This is a genomic window from Candidatus Nitrospira neuquenensis (assembly GCF_979578155.1).
Genome location: NZ_CEFZDU010000019.1, coordinates 1 through 20,651, shown reverse-complemented (window position 1 = coordinate 20,651; position 20,651 = coordinate 1). Strand labels below are relative to the sequence as shown.

At 67.6% G+C, this 20,651-nt stretch carries 16 protein-coding genes and 1 rRNA gene; 13 read left to right on the top strand and 4 right to left on the bottom strand.

Annotation, left to right across the window (positions count from 1 at the left end):
* Positions 1-41: 41 nt before the first annotated feature.
* A complete protein-coding gene (gene lptG / locus AC1U7O_RS08530; protein WP_479894298.1) occupies positions 42-1,133 on the bottom strand; it encodes an LPS export ABC transporter permease LptG in 1,092 nt (363 codons plus the stop codon).
* A 2-nt stretch (positions 1,134-1,135) separates the two neighbouring features.
* Positions 1,136-2,221 (bottom strand): LPS export ABC transporter permease LptF, encoded by a 1,086-nt coding sequence (gene lptF / locus AC1U7O_RS08525; protein ID WP_479894297.1) that lies wholly within the window; start codon positions 2,219-2,221, stop codon positions 1,136-1,138.
* A 309-nt stretch (positions 2,222-2,530) separates the two neighbouring features.
* On the opposite strand from lptF, the gene AC1U7O_RS08520 reads away from it, so the two are divergent.
* From AC1U7O_RS08520 to AC1U7O_RS08510, 3 genes are all read left to right on the top strand, one after another.
* Positions 2,531-2,743 carry a cold shock domain-containing protein gene (locus AC1U7O_RS08520; RefSeq protein WP_479894296.1) on the top strand — a complete coding sequence of 71 codons (213 nt, stop codon included), beginning with the start codon at positions 2,531-2,533 and terminating at the stop codon, positions 2,741-2,743.
* A 182-nt stretch (positions 2,744-2,925) separates the two neighbouring features.
* Positions 2,926-4,839 carry a tetratricopeptide repeat protein gene (locus AC1U7O_RS08515; protein ID WP_479894295.1) on the top strand — a complete coding sequence of 638 codons (1,914 nt, stop codon included), beginning with the start codon at positions 2,926-2,928 and terminating at the stop codon, positions 4,837-4,839.
* 7 nt (positions 4,840-4,846) lie between these two features.
* Positions 4,847-5,662, top strand: coding sequence for an ExeA family protein (locus AC1U7O_RS08510; protein ID WP_479894294.1), 816 nt, complete (start codon positions 4,847-4,849; stop codon positions 5,660-5,662).
* 154 nt (positions 5,663-5,816) lie between these two features.
* Here the strand turns inward: AC1U7O_RS08510 and AC1U7O_RS08505 are convergent, their stop codons facing one another.
* Positions 5,817-6,788: a 2-hydroxyacid dehydrogenase gene (locus AC1U7O_RS08505; RefSeq protein ID WP_479894313.1), complete on the bottom strand. Its 972-nt coding sequence runs from the start codon at positions 6,786-6,788 to the stop codon at positions 5,817-5,819.
* A gap of 215 nt (positions 6,789-7,003) precedes the next feature.
* On the opposite strand from AC1U7O_RS08505, the gene AC1U7O_RS08500 reads away from it, so the two are divergent.
* The 9 genes from AC1U7O_RS08500 (at position 7,004) to AC1U7O_RS08460 (ending at position 18,110) form a co-directional block, all read left to right on the top strand.
* Complete coding sequence (locus AC1U7O_RS08500) at positions 7,004-9,964, top strand: 6-bladed beta-propeller (RefSeq protein WP_479894293.1); 2,961 nt, start codon at positions 7,004-7,006, stop codon at positions 9,962-9,964.
* Positions 9,965-10,047: 83 nt separating this feature from the next.
* Complete coding sequence (guaB, locus tag AC1U7O_RS08495; protein WP_479894292.1) at positions 10,048-11,517, top strand: IMP dehydrogenase; 1,470 nt, start codon at positions 10,048-10,050, stop codon at positions 11,515-11,517.
* Between the two features lie 74 nt (positions 11,518-11,591).
* Positions 11,592-13,148 (top strand): glutamine-hydrolyzing GMP synthase, encoded by a 1,557-nt coding sequence (gene guaA / locus AC1U7O_RS08490; protein WP_479894291.1) that lies wholly within the window; start codon positions 11,592-11,594, stop codon positions 13,146-13,148.
* A 74-nt stretch (positions 13,149-13,222) separates the two neighbouring features.
* Complete coding sequence (locus AC1U7O_RS08485; RefSeq protein WP_479894290.1) at positions 13,223-14,011, top strand: pseudouridine synthase; 789 nt, start codon at positions 13,223-13,225, stop codon at positions 14,009-14,011.
* The gene (aspS, locus tag AC1U7O_RS08480) at positions 14,008-15,771 is read left to right on the top strand and encodes an aspartate--tRNA ligase (protein ID WP_479894289.1); all 1,764 of its coding nucleotides are present in this window, start codon (positions 14,008-14,010) and stop codon (positions 15,769-15,771) included. Before AC1U7O_RS08485 ends, aspS begins: the two co-directional genes overlap by 4 nt.
* A 159-nt stretch (positions 15,772-15,930) precedes the next feature.
* Positions 15,931-16,308, top strand: a complete 378-nt coding sequence (locus tag AC1U7O_RS08475) for a hypothetical protein (RefSeq protein WP_479894288.1) — start codon at positions 15,931-15,933, stop codon at positions 16,306-16,308.
* Positions 16,305-16,781 (top strand): hypothetical protein, encoded by a 477-nt coding sequence (locus AC1U7O_RS08470; protein WP_479894287.1) that lies wholly within the window; start codon positions 16,305-16,307, stop codon positions 16,779-16,781. Before AC1U7O_RS08475 ends, AC1U7O_RS08470 begins: the two co-directional genes overlap by 4 nt.
* A 113-nt stretch (positions 16,782-16,894) precedes the next feature.
* The gene (locus AC1U7O_RS08465; protein WP_479894286.1) at positions 16,895-17,602 is read left to right on the top strand and encodes a pseudouridine synthase; all 708 of its coding nucleotides are present in this window, start codon (positions 16,895-16,897) and stop codon (positions 17,600-17,602) included.
* Between the two features lie 43 nt (positions 17,603-17,645).
* Positions 17,646-18,110 carry a DUF302 domain-containing protein gene (locus AC1U7O_RS08460; protein ID WP_479894285.1) on the top strand — a complete coding sequence of 155 codons (465 nt, stop codon included), beginning with the start codon at positions 17,646-17,648 and terminating at the stop codon, positions 18,108-18,110.
* Between the two features lie 148 nt (positions 18,111-18,258).
* On the opposite strand, the gene AC1U7O_RS08455 is transcribed toward AC1U7O_RS08460, so the two are convergent.
* Positions 18,259-19,290: a molybdopterin-dependent oxidoreductase gene (locus tag AC1U7O_RS08455; protein WP_479894284.1), complete on the bottom strand. Its 1,032-nt coding sequence runs from the start codon at positions 19,288-19,290 to the stop codon at positions 18,259-18,261.
* A gap of 385 nt (positions 19,291-19,675) precedes the next feature.
* On the opposite strand from AC1U7O_RS08455, the gene AC1U7O_RS08450 reads away from it, so the two are divergent.
* Positions 19,676-20,651, top strand: a 16S ribosomal RNA gene (locus tag AC1U7O_RS08450); the annotation flags it as partial.

The window sequence follows — 20,651 nt, the reverse complement described above, 5'->3', positions numbered from 1 at the left end:
CCGCGCCCGTGGGGCACGCGGCGCGCAGGCCGCGTCCGCGGTCACTGGCGGACCCGCAGGAGCAGGTAGCCGCCGAAGGCCAGGAACAGCAGGTTCGTGACCCAACCCGCGAGGACGGGGGCGAGGACGCCGCTGCGCCCCAGCGCGATAGCTACCGAGTGCGTGGCCCAGTAGCCGAACCCCAGCACGAGCGCCTGGCCGACGCCGATCGCCACGCCGCCGCCGCGGACGCCGACCCGTCGCAGGCTCAGGGCGACGCCGACGATCGCCATGACGGTGCTCGCAAAGGGAAAGGCGATGCGGCCGTAGTAATCGGTCAGGATCCGGGCGACGTTGTAGCCGTCCCGGCGCAGGCGGACGGCGTAGTCCCAGACGTCCGCGAGCGTCATGTCCTCCGGTTCCAAGGAGAGCGAGGTCTGGAGGTCCTCGGGCGTCTGGGACAGGGTGAGGCCTCGTTGCGCGAAGGGGGTGGTTTCCAGGCGGCCGTCGGGGAGCAGGCGGCGGTGGAGGCCGTCGAGGAGCACCCAGCGGCCCTCCGTGAACCGCGCCTCCTTGGCCTCGATCAACTCGTCGAGCGTGAAGCCGTCGCCGAGCTGGTAGAGGCTGACCCCGTGCAGGCGCCCGCCGTCCGGCTCGACGACTTCGGCGTTCATGAGCGTCCGTGTGCCGATCTGGATCCAGGGACGGTCGCTCCGGAAGGCCTTCGTGCCGCCCTTCTTCTCGATCCTGGCGTGCTTGACGGCCTCGGCGCGGCCGTTGGCGAGCGGGATGACTTCCGCCGTGAACCAGAGGAGCAGCAGGCCGACGGCGAGCGCGAACAACAGGAAGGGCCAGGCGATCCGGGCCAGGCTGATGCCGCAGCTCCGCATCGCCGTCACCTCGTGGTTCCTCATGAGCATCCCCATCGTGAGCAGGGCGCCCATGAGGACCGCCAGGGGGGCGATCTGCAGCGAGATCGCGGGCGTCTTGAGGACGAAATACTCCAGGATGGTCAGGGCCTCGGCGTCGTAGTGGATGAACCGGCGGATCTTCTCGAAGAAGTCCACGACGAGGTATACCGTGAGCAGGCCGGCGAAGCACATCGCGAAGACCTTCGCGTACTCGCGCAGCAGGTAGCGGAAGAGGATCGTCATGGTCAGCGCCGGCTCACACGGTGGAAGAGCGCGCCGGTCAGGGCCAGGAACAGGCCGTTCGGCAGCCAGGCGCCGGCGAAGGGGGAGAGGATCAGCGTCGTGACCAGGAATTCGCAGAACACGTTGAGGACGTAGTAGACCACCACGACCAGCACGCCGACGGCGAAGCCCCCGATGCGCCCGGACCGCTTCGAGACGATGCCCAGCGGGACGCCGAGGAGGCCGAAGATCAGCGAGGCGGTCGGAAAGGCGAGGTCCTTGTAGTGCTCCATCAGCCGGCGCCGCGCCCCGGTGTCCCGCCAGCCGGTCCGGTCGAGCTGCTCGCGGATCGCGTCCGGCGTCGGCCGCTCCTCGACCGGCGCGTAGAGGCTCTGGTCGAGGTTCAGGCGGATGTCGTAGGTCGAAAAACTCAGCCGATGGTACTGCTCCGCGTCCTCGGGCCTGGTGTGAATCGTCCCGTCGTGGAGGCGGAGGCCGATCAGGTTGCGGAGGGGGTCGTTGAGGATGGTGTAGCCGGCGGCGACGATGATCCGCGGCTCGTCCGGCGTGCGCTGGTCGGCGATGAAGATGCCGTGTCCGCGCTCCCCCTGCCGGCTCTCGGGGACGTAGATGACCATGCGCGGCACGGGCTCGTTGAAGACCCCCCGGTCCAACGCGAGCACGAGCTGGTCGCGCAGCAGGCTCAGGGCCAGTTTTTTCAGCGAGATATTGCTCCAGGGCTGTCCCCATTGGGAGAGGAAGAGGGTCAGGGCGAATACGAGCGCCGAAAAGAGCGCCACGGGCCGGGTGAGCCGGCCGAGGCTCAAGCCGGCGGCCTGCATGGCGACCAGCTCCTTGTCGTAGGACAGGCGGCTGAAGGCCGTGATGGAGGCGATGATGCCGGCGATGGGGAGGGTGAGGACGAGGAACGACGGCAGGAGATGGAGGAACACCTTGACGACGGCCGGGAGCCCCACGCCCTTGGAGACGAGCAGCTCGACGAGCCGCAACAGCTCCTTCGTCAGCATGACGAAACAGAGGGCCCCGAGGCTGAGGAAGAAGGGGGGCAGGAGCTCGGAGAAGATGTACCGCGACAGGATGTTGCGCAACGACGCCTCGTGTCCGGGCGATGACGCAATATAAAGGATTTTCCAGAGGTTGTAAACCTGGCCGCCTTCGACGGGCGCGCCGCTCGGTTCCGCGCGAACGTCGGAGGGCGAGGGAAACCGGCTTGACATCCCCCAGGGCCTATGCTAAATGCTGCCGCGATTTTTCGGGATGTCGCGTGCATGGTCACCCAGTTCACCGTACCGCAGAGGGCTTTCCTTCTGCGGTATTTTTTTGCGCGCGAGACTGCGTAGCATTCCGTCGGGTTCGCCCACCCAGGTCGGTCGGGTGTTCGTGAAAGGAGGGGGCCTGTGAGAAGCAAGGGGACCGTCAAATGGTTCAACGATCGGAAGGGCTTCGGCTTCATACGGCTGGAGAACGGGGAGGATGTCTTCGTCCATTATTCCGCCCTGCAGGGGGACGGCTTCAAGACCTTGAAGGAGGGCGAGAGCGTGGAGTTCGACATCGTGCAGGGGGCCAAGGGTCCTCAGGCGGCGAACGTCCTGAAGATGTCCATGTCCTGACCGCTCGGGCCCGGCGTCAGGCCGGACCGGTGCAGAAGCGGCGCGCCAAGGGGGGCCGCCGTCCCTGGGGGGCGACGGCCCCCGTCGTTTATGGCCGGCGCCGGCGCGCGGAGGGCCGTTCCCGCTTCCTTGACAACCTCGGGCAAAGCTGCTAGTTCTGCGGCGGGTCTGGAGCACCGGCCTTGCCGCCCGACAAGAACACCATCCTTGAGAGCGCCCAGCTCTACACGTCGCGCGGTCAATACGACAGGGCGATCGCCGAGTGGAAACGACTGGCCGCCCTTGCGCCCGGCGACGGGACCGTCCACAACACCATCGGGGACCTGCATCTCAAACGGGACGCCCCGGGCGAAGCCGTCGAGGCTTACCTGGAGGCGGCCGCCGCCTTCCGGGCGGCCGGCGCGCCGCTCAAGGCGATCGCCGTCTATAAGAAAATCCTCAAGGTCGCCCCTGCCAGGTACGCCATCTACAAGGAGCTCGGCGACCTGAACGCCGAGCGCGGGCTGGTCAGCGACGCCGTCTCGGACTACCTGATCCTGGCCAAGGGATACCTCAAGGACGGCCGTCCCGCCGACGCGATCGTCGTCTATGAGACCATCCTCCGCCTGGACGCTGCGCAGTCCGAGGTACGCCGTCGCCTGGCCGATCTCTACCTGCAGGAGAATCGGGCGGAGCGGGCGCTCGAGGCCTACGTCGCGCTGGGGCGCGAGCGTCTGGCGCAGGGACAGACGCAGGAGGCCAGGGCGGCCGGCGAGGCCGCCCTCAAGATCGAGCCCGGCAACCCTTCCGCCCTGGCCCTGCTCGGCGCGGCGAGCGGGGAGCCGGCCACGGCCCCCCCGCCGGCTCCCGAACGCCAGGAGCAGGGGCTGGCCCCGCGGTCGGTCGAGCCGGCCGGAGGCGGCCGACGGGCGGGGCTGAACCGGGCCCTCGCGCTGATGGAGGAACGCCGGTTCGAGGCGGCCGAGGAGCTGCTCGCCGAACTCCTGTCCGCCGAGCCGGGCGACCCGGAGATCTGCCGCCTCCTGGCCTCACTGCACCTGCGCACCGGCCGGCTCGCGGTCGCGCAGTCGGAGTTCAAGTTCCTGGCCGAATCGGCGCTCCGCGCGCTGGACCATCGGCTCGCGGAATCGATGATCCGGGAATACCTCGCGGCGGACCCGGATTGCATCGCCCTGCTGGAGCTGCTGGGGCAGCTTCTGGAGCAGACCGGCGATCGGACCGGGGCCGCAGCCCAGTACGGCCGGGCCTTCGAGCTCCTCCTCGCTCATCCCGACCCGGAATATCCCACTCTCCCCGTGGAGTTGTACGGCAAAGTGCTCGCCCTCGCCCCGGCGAGCCCCCTGGTCGCCCGGTACGCGGAGCGTTTCGCGCGCCCGCCGAGCGCGGAGGAGCCGGCTGCTCCGGCCGAGGAGCCGGCGCCCCCCACGGGTCCCGCGTCTGCCGCGTCCTCCGCCTTCTCGTTCAAGCCGGCGGGCGCGCACGCCCATGCCGGGGAGCCGGGCGAAGCGGTGCCCGAGCCGGCGCCCACGTCCCCGGGGCTCCGGCTCCTGGCGGGCGACGATCCGACCGTCCCCGCCGACGAGGACGCGCCGGCGCCGGCTGCCGCCTTCGCGGGGCCTGCCGCCGGGGCGGAATCCGTCCGTGCCCCTGAGCCGGCTGAAGCCTGTGAGGAGCACCTCGAGTTGGGACTGGCCTTCCGGTACCTGGGCCTTTCGGCCGAGGCCCGGGATCAGCTTCGGATCGCCAGGGCGGGCCAGGACACCTTCGTCGCCGCGACGGTGGAACTGGCCCGGTGCCTGAACGACGAGGGCGACCAGGCGGCGGCCCTGGCACTGATCGAGGGGGCGTTGGCCGATCCGCGGAGCGCCGGGACGGCCGGCGAGGCCCTGCGCTACGCGCTGGCCGAACTCGCTGAGGCGCAGGGCGACCTCGATCGGGCCGCCCGGCTCTATCGGGAGATGCCGGCTTTCCGGGATTCGGCGGCGCGGCTCGAGCGGATCGAGCAGGGCGGCGGGCTGCCGCGGCCCGCCGAGGGGGCGCTGGTCGAGCCCGCCGCCGCACCGGGTCGGAAGAAGCGGCGCATCTCCTACCTGTAGCCCCGCCATGTCGCTCCTGGAATTCTTCGGCCTGCGGGAAAACCCCTTCGCGATCACGATCGACAGCCGCTTCTTCTCCAATACCCACCAGCACGCGGAGGCGCTCGTCCGGCTCAAGTACGCCGCCGAGCAGATGAAGGGGCTCGCTGTGCTCGTGGGGGACGTCGGCACCGGCAAGACCACGCTGGCCACGAGGCTGTTGGAAGACCTCGTGGCCGAGGGCTATGAGGCGGCGCTGCTGATCGTGATCCACGCGGGCGTCACCTCCGAGTGGATGTTGCGCAAGATGGCGCTGCAGATGGAAGTCGAGGCGCCGGCCGAGGGCAAGACCGAGCTGCTCACGCAGCTCGCCCGCCGGCTGCAGGAGGTCTTCGAGGCCGGGAAGAAAGCGGTGGTCCTGATCGACGAGGCCCAGATGCTCCGGAGCCGTGAGCTCATGGAGGACGTCCGCGGCCTTCTCAACATCGAGATCGACGGGCGCAAGGTCGTGACCTTTATCCTGTTCGGCCTGCCCGAGCTTGACGAGGTCCTGGCTCTGGATCGGCCGCTCCAGCAGCGGGTCGCCCATCGCTACAAGCTGACGGCGCTCGACGCGGAGGGGACGGCCGCCTACGTCAACTACCGTCTGCGGATCGCAGGCTGCTTAAGGCCGCCGTTCTCCCCGGAGGCGATCCCGCTCATCTGCCAGTATTCGGGGGGCATTCCCCGTCTCATCAACAGCCTCTGCGACAACGCGTTGCTCGAAGCCTTCCTGCGCAAGCACCCCAAGGTGGACGCCGCGCTCATCCACGACGTGGCGAGGGACTTGAACCTGGACCCGTAAGCCTCGACGAGTGAGAGATCGTTGATCGGGGGGCGATTGCAGGATGGTTGAGTGGCTGATGGACGAGGAGGGGATACGCTCAGCTTCGGGTCCCCCACCTTCAGTACCTCGTCGCCAATCCATCGCTCCGCGGGGTCACGTGCACTCCGCGGGGCTACGCGACCCGGTTCGGCGTCGGGCGTCCGGCGAGCACGGCCAGGATGTTTTCCAGGCAGATGAGTCCCATGCGGACCCGCGTCGAGAGCGTGGCCGAGCCGAGGTGGGGGAGCAGGACGACCTGCGGCAGGGCTGCGAGCCCGGGGTGCAGCGCCGGCTCATGCTCGTAGACGTCGAGCCCGGCGCCGGCCAGGCGTCCTTCGCGGAGGGCCTCGACGAGGGCCGCTTCGTCCACGACCGGCCCGCGGGCCGTGTTGATGAGGAGGGCGGTGGGGCGCATCAGCTTCAGGGCGGCGGCACCGATCAGGTGATGGGTGCCGGGCGTCAGCGGCACGTGCAGGCTGACGATGTCCGCCTCGCGGAGCAACAGTTCCAGCGGGGCGGGCCGCCACGCCGGCCGTCGCGCGTCCGCGGGCAGCTCATGTCGGGACCAGTAGCGGACCGTCATGGCGAAGCCCTCAGCCCGGCGGGCGACGGCCCGGCCGATGCGGCCCATGCCGACGAGGCCCAGGGTCTTGCCGTGCACGTCGGCTCCGAGTAACTGGGTCGGCGCCCAGCCGGTCCAGCGACCCTCGCGGACCAGCCGGTCCCCCTCGACGACGCGGCGCGCAACGGCGAGGAGCAGCGCCCAGGTCAGGTCCGCGGTCGCCTCGGTCAGAACATCCGGGGTGTTCGTGACGACGATGCCCCGCGCGGCGGCGGCGTCGAGATCGATGTTGTTGTACCCGACGGCGCAGTTGGCGATGATCCGGAGGCGCGGTGCGTGCTTGAGGAGGGCGGCGTCGATCCGTTCGGTCAGGGTGGTCAGCAGGGCGTCGGCGTCGCGGAGGCCCTCCCGCAGCCGGGAGGGGTCTGGCGGATCGTCCTGCACCGGCGCGGTGAGCCGGAACTCGGCCTGGATCCGGGCCATGACGGGTTCGGGCAGTCGCCTGGTCAGGCACAGGGCTGGGCGGGCATCCAGGTCGGTCATGGGGCTCACGCCTTCGGCGGCATCCTAGCCGATCCCTCCTCTGGCGACAAGCACCGGGCCGCCACGCCGGTCGCGGCGGCGGGCGCTCCGTGGAGCGCCCGCCGCGCCGCCGCCGACCTTGACCTGGTTCAAAACGCTTTGCTAGACTGGCGTGCTAACTCCCTGAGCAACGTGGATTTTCTTCCTGTTTCACCAATCACCACACGAGGGATGTGATGAAGGACTGGCTGTTCGATGAGGCGGATCGCGATGCGCGGCGGGTCCTCAAGGCCGAGGGCAACCCCGACGAATGGGGGGGCGGCCAGATCGAGGCGGAGGAGGAGCTGCCGCCGCCGCCGGCCAACGTGGTCGCCAAGCCGGGGAACGGTCGGAACACGATCACCTGGGACCCGGTGCCCGAGGCGATGTACTACAACTTGTACTTCGTCACGAGCAAGGGCGTCCAGATCAAGTTCTCCGAGCTGACGAGGCCGATCGCCAGCGCCGCGGACTTCAACCCCAAGAAGGGCGTCAAGAAGGAAACGGGCACCTGCATCGAGGGCGTGACCTCGCCCTTCGTCCACGACGACCTCGCCAACGGCACCTGCTACCACTACGTCCTCACGGTCGTGACCCCCAAGGGCGAGAGCCCCGAATCCGAGGAGGTCATGGCCATTCCCGCCCCCTACCTGGTGGGCCAGATCATCGGGCAGGCGGGGGTGGATGACGGGGAGTTCAGCTCGCCCACCGGCATCGCGATCGACCAGGACGGCTTCATCTACGTCGCGGACACCGACAACCACGCGATCCAGAAGTTCGACCGGGAGGGGAAGTTCGTCGCCCGCTGGGGCGGCGAGGCCAGTTCCGAGGAAGGCCAGTTCTACTATCCCCGCGGCCTGGCCGCGGGGCCGGCGGGCGAGGTGTACGTCGCGGACAGCGGCAACAACCGCGTGCAGAAGTTCGACCCCGAGGGGAACGTGATGAGCGCCTGGGGCAAGTTCGGCTTCGCCTGGCGCGGTGCCGACATGGGCAAGTTCGACGTACCCTGGGGCGTGACCACCGACAAGGATGGCAACATCTACGTGGCGGACACGAGCAACGCGCGCATCCAGAAGTTCAAGGACGACGGCACGCCCCTGATGAAGTGGGGACGCGACGGCAGCTTCGACGGCGCGTTCTTCTTCCCGCGGGGCGTGGCGGTGGACTTCGTCGGCAACATCTTCGTCGCCGACGAGGGCAACAACCGCATCCAGAAATTCGACTCGCGCGGCAGCTTCCTGACGAAGTGGGGCAAGGAGGGGAGTGGACCGGGTCAGTTCAAGGCCCCCTGGGGCGTCGCCTGCGACGCCCTGGGCAACGTGTACGTGGTGGACCAGGGGAACCACCGCATCCAGAAGTTCGACGGCAACGGGACCTTCATCTGCGCCTGGGGCAACCGGGGCATCACCGAGGGCCAGCTCAACTTCCCCGCCGGCATCGCGGTGGACCGGGAGGGCAACGTCTTCGTCGTGGACAGCGGCAACAACCGGGTCGTCAAGTACGTGCCGACGGAAGAAGAGCTCGAGCAGGAAAAGGCCCTGACGAGCAAGCCGGCGGAGGGCCTGCCTGCGCCGAAGAGCCTGGTCGCCAAGGCGGGCGATACGGAGGTGACCCTGAGCTGGCTGGAGATGCCGGGCGCCGTCTCCTATAACCTCTATTTCCACACGGAAGCCGGCGTGACGCCCCAGAGCGGGACGAGGATCGAGGGCGTCACGAGTCCCTACGTCCACAGCGGCCTGACGAACGACATGGCCTATTACTACGCCCTCAGCGCCGTGTACGAGGACGGCATGGAAAGCCCCCTCTCCGAGGAGGTGTCGGCCGTGCCGGTCCTGATCGACATGGCGGCGCCGCAGAACCCCAACGTCGTCCTGAACCACGGCGCGTTCATGACCAACTCGCCGGACGTGATCGCGACGATCTCCGCGAACGACGTGGACACGGGCGTGGCCGCCTACTATATCTCGGAGAGCCCGATCGCCCCCACCGCCGGCACGCCGGGCTGGGTGGAGATGGAGCCGGTCCAGAAGTTTGGGGCAGCGGTGCCGGTGACGCTCTCCCCCGGCGACGGGACCAAGACCGTCTACGTCTGGTTCAAGGACGCGGGCAACAACATCTCGGTGCCGGCCAGCGCCAGCATCCTGGTCAACACCTCCGGCTACCTCTGCGTGGCCAAGTGGGGCAAGGCCGGCCGCGGGGCCTCGCTGCTCCATGGCGGCGAGTTCATGGCGCCCATGTACGGCCTCGCCGTGGACCAGCAGGGCGCCCTGTTCGTCGTGGACAACGGCAACAACCGCGTCCAAAAGTTCGAAAACAACGGCACTTTCATCATCCTGTGGGGGAGCTTCGGGGCGGCCAATTCCAACTTCCACAACCCGACCGGCATCGCCTGCGACGCTAAGGGCGACGTCTACGTGGTGGACACGAACAACCACCGCATCCAGAAGTTCGACGGCAAGCTGGGCAGCTACCTCATGAAGTTCGGCTCCCGGGGGAACGGAGAGGGGCAGTTCAGCTCCCCCTGGGGGATCGCCGTGGACCGGGTGCGCGGCTATGTCTACGTCGTCGACAGCGCCAACTTCCGGGTCCAGAAGTTCGACCAGAACGGCGAATTCATCATGCAGTGGGGAAGCTTCGGCTCCAACGACGGGCAGTTCTACTTCGCGCGCGGCATCGCGGTGGACCCGGCGGATGGCGCGGTCTACGTCGTGGACATGGGCAACCACCGCATCCAGAAGTTCGACACGAGCACGAACGTGCTTCCCCAGCTCATCACGAAATGGGGCGGAGGGATCGGCCCCGGCCACGCGAGCAGCCCCCAGGCCCAGGAGGCCGGCCAGCTCCGCTCCCCCTGGGGCATCGCGGTGGACAGCCATGGCGACGTGTACGTCACCGACACGGGCAACCATCGCGTCCAGAAGTTCGACCGCGAGGGCAACTTCATCACCCAGTGGGGCGGGTTCGGGACCGGCGACGGCCAGTTCAACTTCCCCTACGGAATCGCGGTGGACGCCAAGGGGAGCGTCTTCGTCGTGGACAGCGGCAACATGCGCGTCCAGCAGTTCATGCCGGCCGAGGAGGGCGAGGAGCGGCTCCGCGACGAAGCGGAGGCCACGGCGGCGATCACCGACCAGTCGGCGCGGCCGCAGAACGCGTAGTCGGTTCCTTGTCGTCTCCGGGGCCGCTGTGGTAGAGTCGCCCATTCCGCCGCGGCGGCCGTGAACCCTGGGCAGGTGAAGCCATGCTCGACAAGGAAGTGCGAGAAGGGCTGACCTTCGACGACGTGATCCTCGTGCCGGCTCCGTCGGAGGTCCTGCCGAGCGAGACGGACACGCGCACCCACGTCACCCGCCACGTCACGATCAACATCCCCATCATCAGCGCGGCCATGGACACGGTGACCGAGGCCCGCCTCGCGATCGCCCTGGCCCGTGAGGGCGGCCTCGGGGTCATCCACCGCGTTCTCTCGCCCGCCGACCAGGCGGCCGAAGTGGACAAGGTCAAGAAGTCGGAGAGCGGGATGATTCTCGATCCCATCACCATCTCGCCCGACCAGACCCTTCGCGACGCCCATGATCTGATGGCCCGCTACCGCATCTCCGGCATCCCCGTGACCAAGGAGGGCCGGCTCGTCGGCATCCTGACCAATCGCGACCTGCGGTTCGAGAGCCGCATGGACCTCAAGGTGTCGCAGGTCATGACCAAGGACAAGCTGGTGACGGCCCCGGAGGGCACCAGCCTCGAGAAGGCCCGGGAGATCCTCCACGAGTACCGCATCGAAAAGCTGCCCGTCGTGAACAAGAAGGGCGAGCTCAAGGGGCTGATCACGATCAAGGACATCGAGAAGCGCATCAAGTATCCCCATGCCTGCAAGGACCAACACGGCCGGCTGCGCGTCGGCGCGGCGGTCGGCGTGGGGGCCGACGCGGAGCAGCGCCTCCCGCTCCTGATCAAGGCCGGCGTGGACCTGGTCGTGGTGGACACGGCCCACGGGCACGCGAAGAGCGTCCTCGACACGGTCCGGTCCATCAAGCAGAAGCATCCGGCCACCGAGGTCGTGGCGGGCAACATCGCCACCGCCGAGGCGGCGAAGGACCTGCTCAAGGCGGGCGTGGACGCCGTCAAGGTCGGCATCGGGCCCGGCTCGATCTGCACGACGCGGGTCGTGTCCGGCGTCGGCATGCCGCAGCTCACGGCGATCGCCGACTGCGCGGCGGCGCTGGCCGGGAGCGGCGTGCCGGTGATCGCCGACGGCGGGATCAAGTTCTCCGGCGACGTGACCAAGGCCCTGGCCGCTGGCGCGTCGGCGGTCATGATCGGCGGTATCCTCGCCGGCACGGAAGAGTCGCCGGGTGAGATGGTGCTGTTCCAGGGACGGACCTATAAGGTCTATCGCGGCATGGGCTCCCTCGGCGCGATGGAGCGCGGCGGCAAGGACCGGTATTTCCAGTCCGGGCGCCCGGAGGCCAAGCTGGTGCCGGAGGGGATCGAAGGCCGCGTGCCGTACAAGGGCACCCTGGCGGGGGTCATCTACCAGCTCGTCGGGGGCGTCAAGTCGGGTATGGGCTACTGCGGGTGCCGCACCATCCATGAGCTGCAGACCAAGGCCCGCTTCGTGCGCCAGACCCTCGCCGGCCTGCGCGAGGGCCACGTCCACGACGTGATCATCACCAAAGAGGCGCCGAACTACCGAACGGACTGGGGGGAGTGACACGTGAAATGTGAAGGGTGAACGGCGGCCATCGCGTTACGTCTCACGTTTCACCTTTCACGTTGAACGTTTCGATGGAACTCTGGCACGACAGGGTCCTGGTCCTCGACTTCGGCTCCCAGTACACCCAGTTGATCGCCCGGCGCATCCGGGAAGCCCAGGTCTACTCCCAGATCCTCCCCTGCACGACGCCCCTCGCGACGATCGTGGCTTACCGGCCCAAGGGGATCGTCCTGTCCGGCGGTCCCGCGAGCGTGTACGAGCGCAAGGCCCCCCGCGTCCCCCGAGCCCTCTTCGACCTCGGCTGCCCGATCCTGGGGATCTGCTACGGCATGCAGCTGATCACGCACCTGCTCGGCGGCGAGGTCGCCAAGGCCCCGCACCGTGAGTACGGCCGCGCGGAGATCACGATCGACGACGCCTCGGACCTGTTCAAGGGCGTGGCGCCGGGCGCTTCCAGTCCGGTGTGGATGTCGCACGGGGACCGCATCGAGCGCATGCCCAAGGGCTTCCGGTCCATTGCGCACACGGCCAACTCGCCGGTCGCGGCGATGAAGAACGTCTCCGGCGGGCGGCGCATCTACTGTCTGCAATTCCATCCGGAGGTGGCGCACACGCCGGGCGGCTCCCGGATGCTCAAAAACTTCGTCCACGACATCTGCGGCTGCCGGCCGACCTGGACGATGAGCTCCTACGTGGAGACGGCGGTGAAGGCCATCCGCGAGCAGGTCGGGGACCGGCAGGCCATCTGCGCGCTCAGCGGCGGGGTGGACAGCTCCGTCGCCGCCGTCCTCGCCCATCGCGCGCTCGGCCGGCAGCTCACCTGTGTGTTCGTGGACAACGGCCTGCTGCGCGACGGGGAGAAGGCGCAGGTCAAGGAGACCTTCGCCGAGCACTTGAAGCTGAACCTGCGGGTCCTGGACTGTGAGCGGCAGTTCCTGGCGGCCCTGAAGGGCGTCGCCGACCCGGAGCGGAAGCGCAAGATCATCGGCCGGCTGTTCATCCGGAACTTCGAGGCCGAGGCCCGGCGGCTGGGCCGGGTGGAGTTCCTGGTCCAGGGCACGCTCTATCCCGACGTGATCGAGAGCGTGAGCTTCAAGGGGCCGTCGGCCACGATCAAGACGCACCACAATGTCGGGGGGCTGCCGACCCGGATGCGCCTGAAGCTGACCGAGCCCCTGCGGGAGCTCTTCAAGGACGAGGTTCGGGTGCTGGGCAAGGAGCTCGGGTTGCCCGATGAGATCATCTGGCGGCAGCCCTTCCCGGGGCCCGGGCTGGCCATCCGAGTGCTGGGCCCCGTCACGGCCGAGCGGCTCGCGATCCTGCGGCGGGCCGAGGCCATCGTGGATCAGGAGATCCGGAATTCCGGCCTCTACCGAGAAGTGTGGCAGGCCTTCGCCGTGCTCCTGCCGGTGCGGACGGTGGGGGTCATGGGCGATCAGCGCACCTACGAGCACGTGATCGCGCTCCGGGCCGTGACGAGCCTGGACGGGATGACCGCCGATTGGGCCAAGCTGCCCTTCGAGCTGCTGGGGACGATCTCCAATCGCATCATCAACGAAGTGCGCGGCGTCAACCGGGTCGTCTACGACCTGAGCTCCAAGCCACCGTCGACGATCGAATGGGAGTAGAAGCCGTCAGGCGTCAGGAGTGCAAAGATGAGCTTCCATCCCCTCACGCCTCACGTCTAACCCCTCACGGGATTATGGAAATTCGTTTGCAGAAGGCCATCGCCGATTCCGGGCTCGCCTCGCGCCGCAAGGCGGAGGAGATGATCCGGGAGGGACGCGTGACGGTGAACGGGGCGGTCGTCCGCGAGATGGGCCTCAAGATCGACCCGGCGTGCGACCACGTCAAGGTGGACGGGCGGCACATCAAGCCGGTGCCGCCCGAGGTCTACGTCATGCTCAACAAGCCCAAGGGTTGCGTCTCCTCGCTGAGCGACCCGGAAGGGCGGCCCACCGTCGCCGACTTGCTCGGCCGCGTCAAGCTCCGGGTCTTTCCGGTCGGGCGCCTGGACTTCGACAGCGAGGGGCTGATGCTCCTGACCAACAACGGCGCGATGGCCCAGGCGCTGCTGCACCCGCGGCACCACGTGCCGAAGACCTACCTCATCAAGGTCAAGGGCGTGCTGAGCGACGAGGAGATCCGGCAACTGGAGCGGGGCGTGGGCCTGGATGACGGCCGGACGGCGCCGGCGACGGTGAAGAAGATCCGCAAGGTCGAGCAGAATTCCTGGGTCGAGATCACGATTCACGAGGGACGGAAGCACCAGGTGAAACGGATGCTGGAAAGCGTCGGACACCCGGTCCTCAAGCTCACCCGCGTGAGGTTCGGCCCGCTGACCCTCGGCGACCTGCCGGCGGGGGAGTTTCGATACCTGACGGACCGGGAGGCGAACGCGTTGCGCGCGGTGGTGCGCAGCCGGCTCGAGACCGCCGCCGCCCGCCCGATGCCTCGCGCCTCGCGGCCTTCGGTCCGGAGGAGCGCGTGAAGCAGCGGACGCATCATTGCGGCGAGCTGGCGAAGGGCCAGGTCGGGCAGACCGTCACCCTGACGGGCTGGGTGCACGGCCGGCGCGACCATGGCAACGTCATCTTCATCGATCTCCGCGACCGCTACGGTCTCACCCAGATCGTCTTCAACCCGGAGGTCAGCCAGGAGGCGCACCGCGGGGCCCACGTGCTGCGAGGGGAGTTCGTCGTCGCGGTCACCGGCACCGTGGCGCTCAGGCCGGCGGAGTCGGTCAATCCGCGGCTCCCCACGGGGGAGATCGAGGTCATGGTCCGGGAGGTCGAGGTCCTGAACGAGGCGCGGACGCCGCCCTTCCCGATCGAGGACGAGGTCCAGGTGGCCGAGGCCCTGCGGCTGAAGCACCGGTATCTCGACCTGCGCCGTCCCCGGATGCAGCGGCTGCTGAAGCTGCGGCACGACGTGATGCAGGAGACCAGGACGTTCCTCAACGGGCGGGGGTTCCTGGAGATCGAAACTCCTGTGCTGACCAGGAGCACGCCGGAGGGGGCGAGGGATTATCTGGTGCCGAGCCGGGTGAACCCCGGGTCCTTCTACGCGCTGCCCCAATCGCCCCAGCTCTTCAAACAGATCCTGATGGTGAGCGGCGTGGACCGCTACTATCAGATCGCCCGCTGCTTCCGGGACGAGGACCTCCGGCACGACCGGCAGCCCGAATTCACCCAGATTGATCTCGAGGTCTCCTTCGCCGACCGTGACCTCGTCATGTCGCTGACGGAGGCGATGATCCGGCAGGTCTTCAGGCGGGCCGCCGGGGTCGAGCTGCCGGACCCCTTTCCGCGCATGACCTACGCCGAGGCGGTGGGCCGGTATGGGTCCGACAAGCCGGACCTGCGGTTCGGGATGCCGCTCCACGATGTGAGCGCGTGCGCGGCCGGGAGCGAGTTCAAGGTGTTCCGCGAGGCGGTCGCCAAGGGAGGCGTGGTCAAGGCGCTCATCGTCAAGGGCGGCGCGGCGATCGCGCGCAGCCGCATCGACTCGCTCGGCGAAACGGCCAAGACCTTCGGCGCGAAGGGCCTGGCCTGGGTGAAACTCACCGACGAGGGGCAGTTGGAATCCGTCATCGCGAAATTTTTGGACGCCAAGGCCCTGCGGGCGGCGCTGCCCGAGGCGGCGAACGGGGACCTGCTCTTGTTCGGCGCGGATCGGCCCGCCGTCGTCCATGAGGTGCTCGGCCGGATCCGGCTCCTGCTGGGCGAAGAGCTGAAGCTGATCGACCGGGCCGCCTGGAAGCCCCTCTGGGTCACCGAGTTTCCCCTGCTCGACTACGACCAGGATCAGAAGCGCTACATCTTCATGCACAACCCCTTCGCCGCCCCGATGGACGAGGACCTGCCGCTGCTCGACGCCGATCCCTTGAAGGTGCGGGCCAAGGCCTACGACATGGTGCTCAACGGCAGCGAGATCGGCGGGGGCAGCATCCGCAACCATCGCCGCGACGTCCAGCTCAAGATCCTGGACCTGCTCGGCATCAGCAAGCAGGAGGCGGAGGCGAAGTTCGGGTTCCTGCTGGAAGCCCTGGACCACGGCGCTCCGCCGCACGGCGGCATCGCCTTCGGGCTCGATCGCCTCGTCATGCTGCTGGGCGGGGCCGAGTCCATCCGCGACGTCATCGCCTTCCCCAAGACCCAGAAGGCCCAGTGCCCGCTCACCGACGCCCCCTCGCCGGTCGCCCCCGACCAATTGAAGGAACTCCGCATCAAGCTCGACAGGGTCGAGTAGGGCCGCTCGCCGTCCCGCCGCCGCTCCCCGCGCTTCCCATGCACCCGCTGGTTCGTCATCCGCTCATCCGACGGCGAGCGCTCCGCCGCCGTGCCCATGGACAGAGGCCGGCCGTCGGCCTAGACTGGTGGGGGCCACCCTGAGGGGAGGGATGCGCGCATGAGGGACATGAGGATGTCGTGGCCGTGGGCGCTCCTGGCCGGTTGCGCGGCGGCCGTGGCCTGCGCGCTCGTCGAGCCGAGGGAGACCACCTACCTTCGGTCGGCGAGCGGACAGGCCACCCAGGACGACGTGAAGCGGCACTTGGGCGAGCCGACGAAGGTGATGAGCGGCGCGGCCGGCGAAACTCTGTGGGTCTATCAGATTCGGGAGGAACAGCCTGGCAACCGCTGGACCTCGATCGGCATGTGGTGCTCCGAGTACGTGCTGACCTTCGACGCGAGGGCCGTGCTCCAGAAGTGGACCCAGGCCGAGTATCTGCATGGGGGCGAGCTCCAGCCGGACTATTGCGTGCCGGGCGGCGTGGACGGCAAATGAGACGGGCGGACCCTTCGGTAGATCGGCGCGGCCCGGCCGTGCTGGCCCTGGCCCTGGCGGTGCTGGGGGCGCAGGCGGCCTGCTCGGTGTTCTTCGCGAAGGAGACCCTCTACCTGCGGTCGGCGGTCCATCGGGCGACGCGGGAGGAGGTGCGCGAGCGGCTCGGCCCACCCACGGTGATCGCCCGATCAGCCGAAGGAGAGCCGCTCTGGGTCTATCACGTCTACGAGATCGAGCCGGGCGGGCAGAACAGTTGGTATGCCTACGGCTCTTGGTGCGACGAGTACGTCCTGAGCTTCGATGGACAGGGGGTGCTGCGCCGCTGGACCCACCGCTCGGAAAAGCACGGCGGCGAGCTGATGCCGACGTACTGCGTGACCGGCGGATACAAGCGGGAAGGCCGACCCGCGGTCCGTCTCCGGGACGGAGGAGTCGGTACCGTGGCCGCCCACTGTCTGTCCTGGCCGTGGTAAGCCCGGGAGCCGCACACCGTTTCGGATTGCCAGTGGCGTTTGGATTGCCCGGAATCCGGTCAGGGAGCCGGGGGGCTCCTGCGCGTTCACCGCCTTTCACCTTTTCGAACGGGATGAGGGTGAAGTCGAAGTCCCGCACGGTCGCCTTCAATAAGCCCTACGGCGTCCTGCCCTGCTTTACCGATGAGCGGGGACGGCCAACCCTGGCCGACTTCGTGACGATCCCCGGGGTCTATGCGGCGGGCCGGTTGGATCTCGACAGCGAAGGGCTGATGCTGCTGACCTCGGACGGCTCCCTGGCGCAGTACATCACCGACCCCCGGCACAAGCTTCCGAAAGTCTATTGGGCGCAGGTCGAGCGCATTCCGGACGAGGAGGCGTTGGAGAGGCTCCGAGCGGGCGTCGAAGTCGGCGGCAAGCGCACGAGGCCCGCCGTGGTGCGACGGCTCCCGAACGAGCCTAAGCTGCCCGAGCGATCCGTGCCGATCCGGTTCCGCAAATCCGTGCCGACCGCCTGGCTGGAGATCACGATCCGGGAAGGCATGAACCGGCAGGTCCGACGCATGACGGCGTCGGTCGGGCACCCCACGGTGCGCCTTGTCCGGGTGGCCGTCGGACCGATTGAACTGGGCGAGCTCCTGCCCGGCCGCTGGCGGGACTTGACGGGCCGGGAGATTGAGCGGATAACGGGGGCCGCCAAGCAGGGCGGTTGGGGGCGAACACTGCCGGGAGCGGCGAGCCGATCCGAGGTGCGCCGGTCATGTGACAGCGCCGCACGTGCGCGACGGATGCCCTCTAAGGGTGGTCCCGGCGGGGCGTGATCCAGGGGCCAGGGTCTTCTCGGTCAACCGGAGGGAGCGACCCATGAAGTGTCTCAATGAACTGGTGAAGGGGCTGCTGTGGGCGAGCGTGACGATCGCGGGCCTCGCGGTGGGAACGGCTCACGCCGGCGGCAATCTGGTGACCAAGCCCTGCAAGTACTCGGTCCAGGAGACCGTCGACCGGATCGAGAAGGCTGTCACGGACAAGGGGTTGAAGATCTTTGCCCGTATCGATCATGGTCGGGAGGCGAAGAACGTGGGGCTCGAGATGAAGCCCACGGTGCTTCTGATCTTCGGGAATCCGAAAGGCGGCACCGCCTTGATGGTGGCCAGGCCGACCGCGGCCATTGACCTCCCCATGAAGGCCCTGGTGTGGGAAGACAAGGACGGTAAGGTCTGGCTCACCTACAACGCACCGGAGCTGCTGCAAGAACGCCACGGCATGCCGGCGGACCTGGTCGCCAAGCTCGAGCCGGTGGGGCGGTTGCTGGAGCGGACGGTGGAATGAGCCCGCTCGGGGCGGCTCTCGCGTCGGGGAGTTCGGAGTGAACTTGATCCTCAGGACCCAAGCGTGCGAGAAGCCCAGGCGTACGTTTTCGGTGCGTCGAGGGTTTGAGTGATGCGGGAATGCAGGTGGCGGGCGTTTTCAGCAGCCGTTAGATTTGCTCGACGTCGGCGATGATCGTGTGGTACCCGCTCGCGCCGGCCGGCTGCGGGCGGACGATCTCTTCGATCTGCATCTGGCCCTTCGTGTCGATGGCGCGGACGGCGACCTGGAATTTGCCGGCCTTCGGCGGCCGCCAGGTGTAGTTCCAGATGACCCAGGAGTAGGGCGATTGGGGCGGCTCCAGTTCCGCCGGCTCCCACGTCTTGCCGGCGTCAACGCTCAGCTCCACCCGCGAGATGGAGTGGGGGCCGCCGAAGGCGATACCGCGGAATTTCTGTACCGGCCCCTGCAACGCTTGGTAATGGCCGGGGCTGTCGATGCGGGAGAAGATCTTGATCGTGCCGTCGTCGGTCCAACCCTTCTGTTGCCAGTAGCCCTTGTAATCGCCCGGATAAACCTCGATCTCGGTGATCCACTTGACGTTCTTGATCCCGTAGAGGCCGGGCACGATCAGCCGGAGCGGGAAGCCGTGCGCCTTGGGCAGCTTTTCCCCATTCATCAAATAGGCCAGCATGACGTCGTCCCCCATGGCGCGCGAGAAGGGGATGCTGTCGTGGTAGCCGTCGATGGCACGGAAGACGACGTCGCGGGCCACCTCCTCGTCGGCGCCGGCGTCCTTGAGCAGCGCCTTGAGCGAGATGCCGCGCCACATGGCGTTCCCGAGGCTGTCGCCGCCGGGCAGCGTGTCGATGCACATGAGGGTGACCACTTGGTCGAAGGCCTCGCGGTTTAGGATGTCGCGCCAGCCCAGTTGCATGGGCGTTTTGACCGCGCCGGTGACGTGGACGCGCCACTGCTCGATATTGACCTCGCGCGCGATGCTGACGGCCGAGTCGGCATAGTTGACGACGTAGAACTTGTCGTTCGGCGTGAAGTACAGGGTCTCGCGCGGCGGCACGGCGAACATGCGGCCGAACACGCCGCCGATTGCGTCGCAGCCGCCCGTGAGGCCGGCGAGCAGGCCGAGGCCCCCGGCCTTGAGCAACGTGCGACGGCTGAATGCCGGCCGGAACGGCGACATCGCGTGGCTCCCTCCAAGACCTTGAATAGTCGAATTATGATACAGCCGTCCCACGGGCGCAAGGCGTGGGTGCCTTCGTGGTCCGCTGAGGCGACTGCCCGGCAAATCTACGTGGACGAAGAAAAACACAAACGGGGGAGTAAAACCGTGGCTCGGCCCTTGACAAGGGGGAGGCCAGGGCTGTATAAACAGCATCACTTCGTCGGTGACCGCTGAGAGTTTCAAGTCCGCAAGAAATTCGCGCTTGACATCCCTCACAGCGATGTAGTACAGTCGGCGGCTCGCGCGACGGATCGTTTTCGTTTCGTTCTTTGACAACTGAATAGAGCGAGTGAAGGTAAGGTGTATTGAGGTGGCGGCCCTTGGGTTCAATTCCACTTCAACACTTTCTGAGAGTTTGATCCTGGCTCAGAACGAACGCTGGCGGCGCGCTTAACACATGCAAGTCGAGCGAGAAGGCGTAGCAATACGCTTGTAAAGCGGCGAACGGGTGAGTAACACGTGGGTAACCTACCCTCGAGTGGGGAATAACCAGCCGAAAGGTTGGCTAATACCGCGTACGCTTCCGGTCCCACGGGGCCGGAAGGAAAGCCGTGCCGAGGGCATGGCGCTCAAGGATGGGCTCACGTCCTATCAGCTTGTTGGTGAGGTAACGGCTCACCAAGGCTACGACGGGTAGCTGGTCTGAGAGGACGATCAGCCACACTGGCACTGCGACACGGGCCAGACTCCTACGGGAGGCAGCAGTGAGGAATATTGCGCAATGGGCGAAAGCCTGACGCAGCGACGCCGCGTGGGGGATGAAGGTCTTCGGATTGTAAACCCCTTTCGGGAGGGAAGATGGGACGGGTAACCGTCCGGACGGTACCTCCAGAAGCAGCCACGGCTAACTTCGTGCCAGCAGCCGCGGTAATACGAAGGTGGCGAGCGTTGTTCGGATTTACTGGGCGTACAGGGAGCGTAGGCGGTTGGGTAAGCCCTTCGGGAAATCTCCCGGCTTAACCGGGAAAGTTCGGAGGGGACTGCCCAGCTAGAGGACGGGAGAGGAGCGCGGAATTCCCGGTGTAGCGGTGAAATGCGTAGAGATCGGGAGGAAGGCCGGTGGCGAAGGCGGCGCTCTGGAACGTTCCTGACGCTGAGGCTCGAAAGCGTGGGGAGCAAACAGGATTAGATACCCTGGTAGTCCACGCCCTAAACGATGGACACTAAGTGTCGGCGGGTTACCGCCGGTGCCGCAGCTAACGCAGTAAGTGTCCCGCCTGGGGAGTACGGCCGCAAGGTTGAAACTCAAAGGAATTGACGGGGGCCCGCACAAGCGGTGGAGCATGTGGTTTAATTCGACGCAACGCGAAGAACCTTAC

Excerpts from the sequence above, each read along its gene's own strand:
- AC1U7O_RS08455 (WP_479894284.1), bottom strand. The coding sequence starts at position 19,290 with ATGTCGCCGTTCCGGCCGGCATTCAGCCGTCGCACGTTGCTCAAGGCC.
- AC1U7O_RS08460 (WP_479894285.1), top strand. The coding sequence starts at position 17,646 with ATGAAGTGTCTCAATGAACTGGTGAAGGGGCTGCTGTGGGCGAGCGTG.
- guaA (WP_479894291.1), top strand. The coding sequence starts at position 11,592 with ATGGAACTCTGGCACGACAGGGTCCTGGTCCTCGACTTCGGCTCCCAG.
- lptG (WP_479894298.1), bottom strand. The coding sequence starts at position 1,133 with ATGACGATCCTCTTCCGCTACCTGCTGCGCGAGTACGCGAAGGTCTTC.
- AC1U7O_RS08505 (WP_479894313.1), bottom strand. The coding sequence starts at position 6,788 with ATGACCGACCTGGATGCCCGCCCAGCCCTGTGCCTGACCAGGCGACTG.
- AC1U7O_RS08465 (WP_479894286.1), top strand. The coding sequence starts at position 16,895 with ATGAGGGTGAAGTCGAAGTCCCGCACGGTCGCCTTCAATAAGCCCTAC.
- AC1U7O_RS08500 (WP_479894293.1), top strand. The coding sequence starts at position 7,004 with ATGAAGGACTGGCTGTTCGATGAGGCGGATCGCGATGCGCGGCGGGTC.
- AC1U7O_RS08470 (WP_479894287.1), top strand. The coding sequence starts at position 16,305 with ATGAGACGGGCGGACCCTTCGGTAGATCGGCGCGGCCCGGCCGTGCTG.
- AC1U7O_RS08475 (WP_479894288.1), top strand. The coding sequence starts at position 15,931 with ATGAGGGACATGAGGATGTCGTGGCCGTGGGCGCTCCTGGCCGGTTGC.
- AC1U7O_RS08485 (WP_479894290.1), top strand. The coding sequence starts at position 13,223 with ATGGAAATTCGTTTGCAGAAGGCCATCGCCGATTCCGGGCTCGCCTCG.
- AC1U7O_RS08510 (WP_479894294.1), top strand. The coding sequence starts at position 4,847 with ATGTCGCTCCTGGAATTCTTCGGCCTGCGGGAAAACCCCTTCGCGATC.
- guaB (WP_479894292.1), top strand. The coding sequence starts at position 10,048 with ATGCTCGACAAGGAAGTGCGAGAAGGGCTGACCTTCGACGACGTGATC.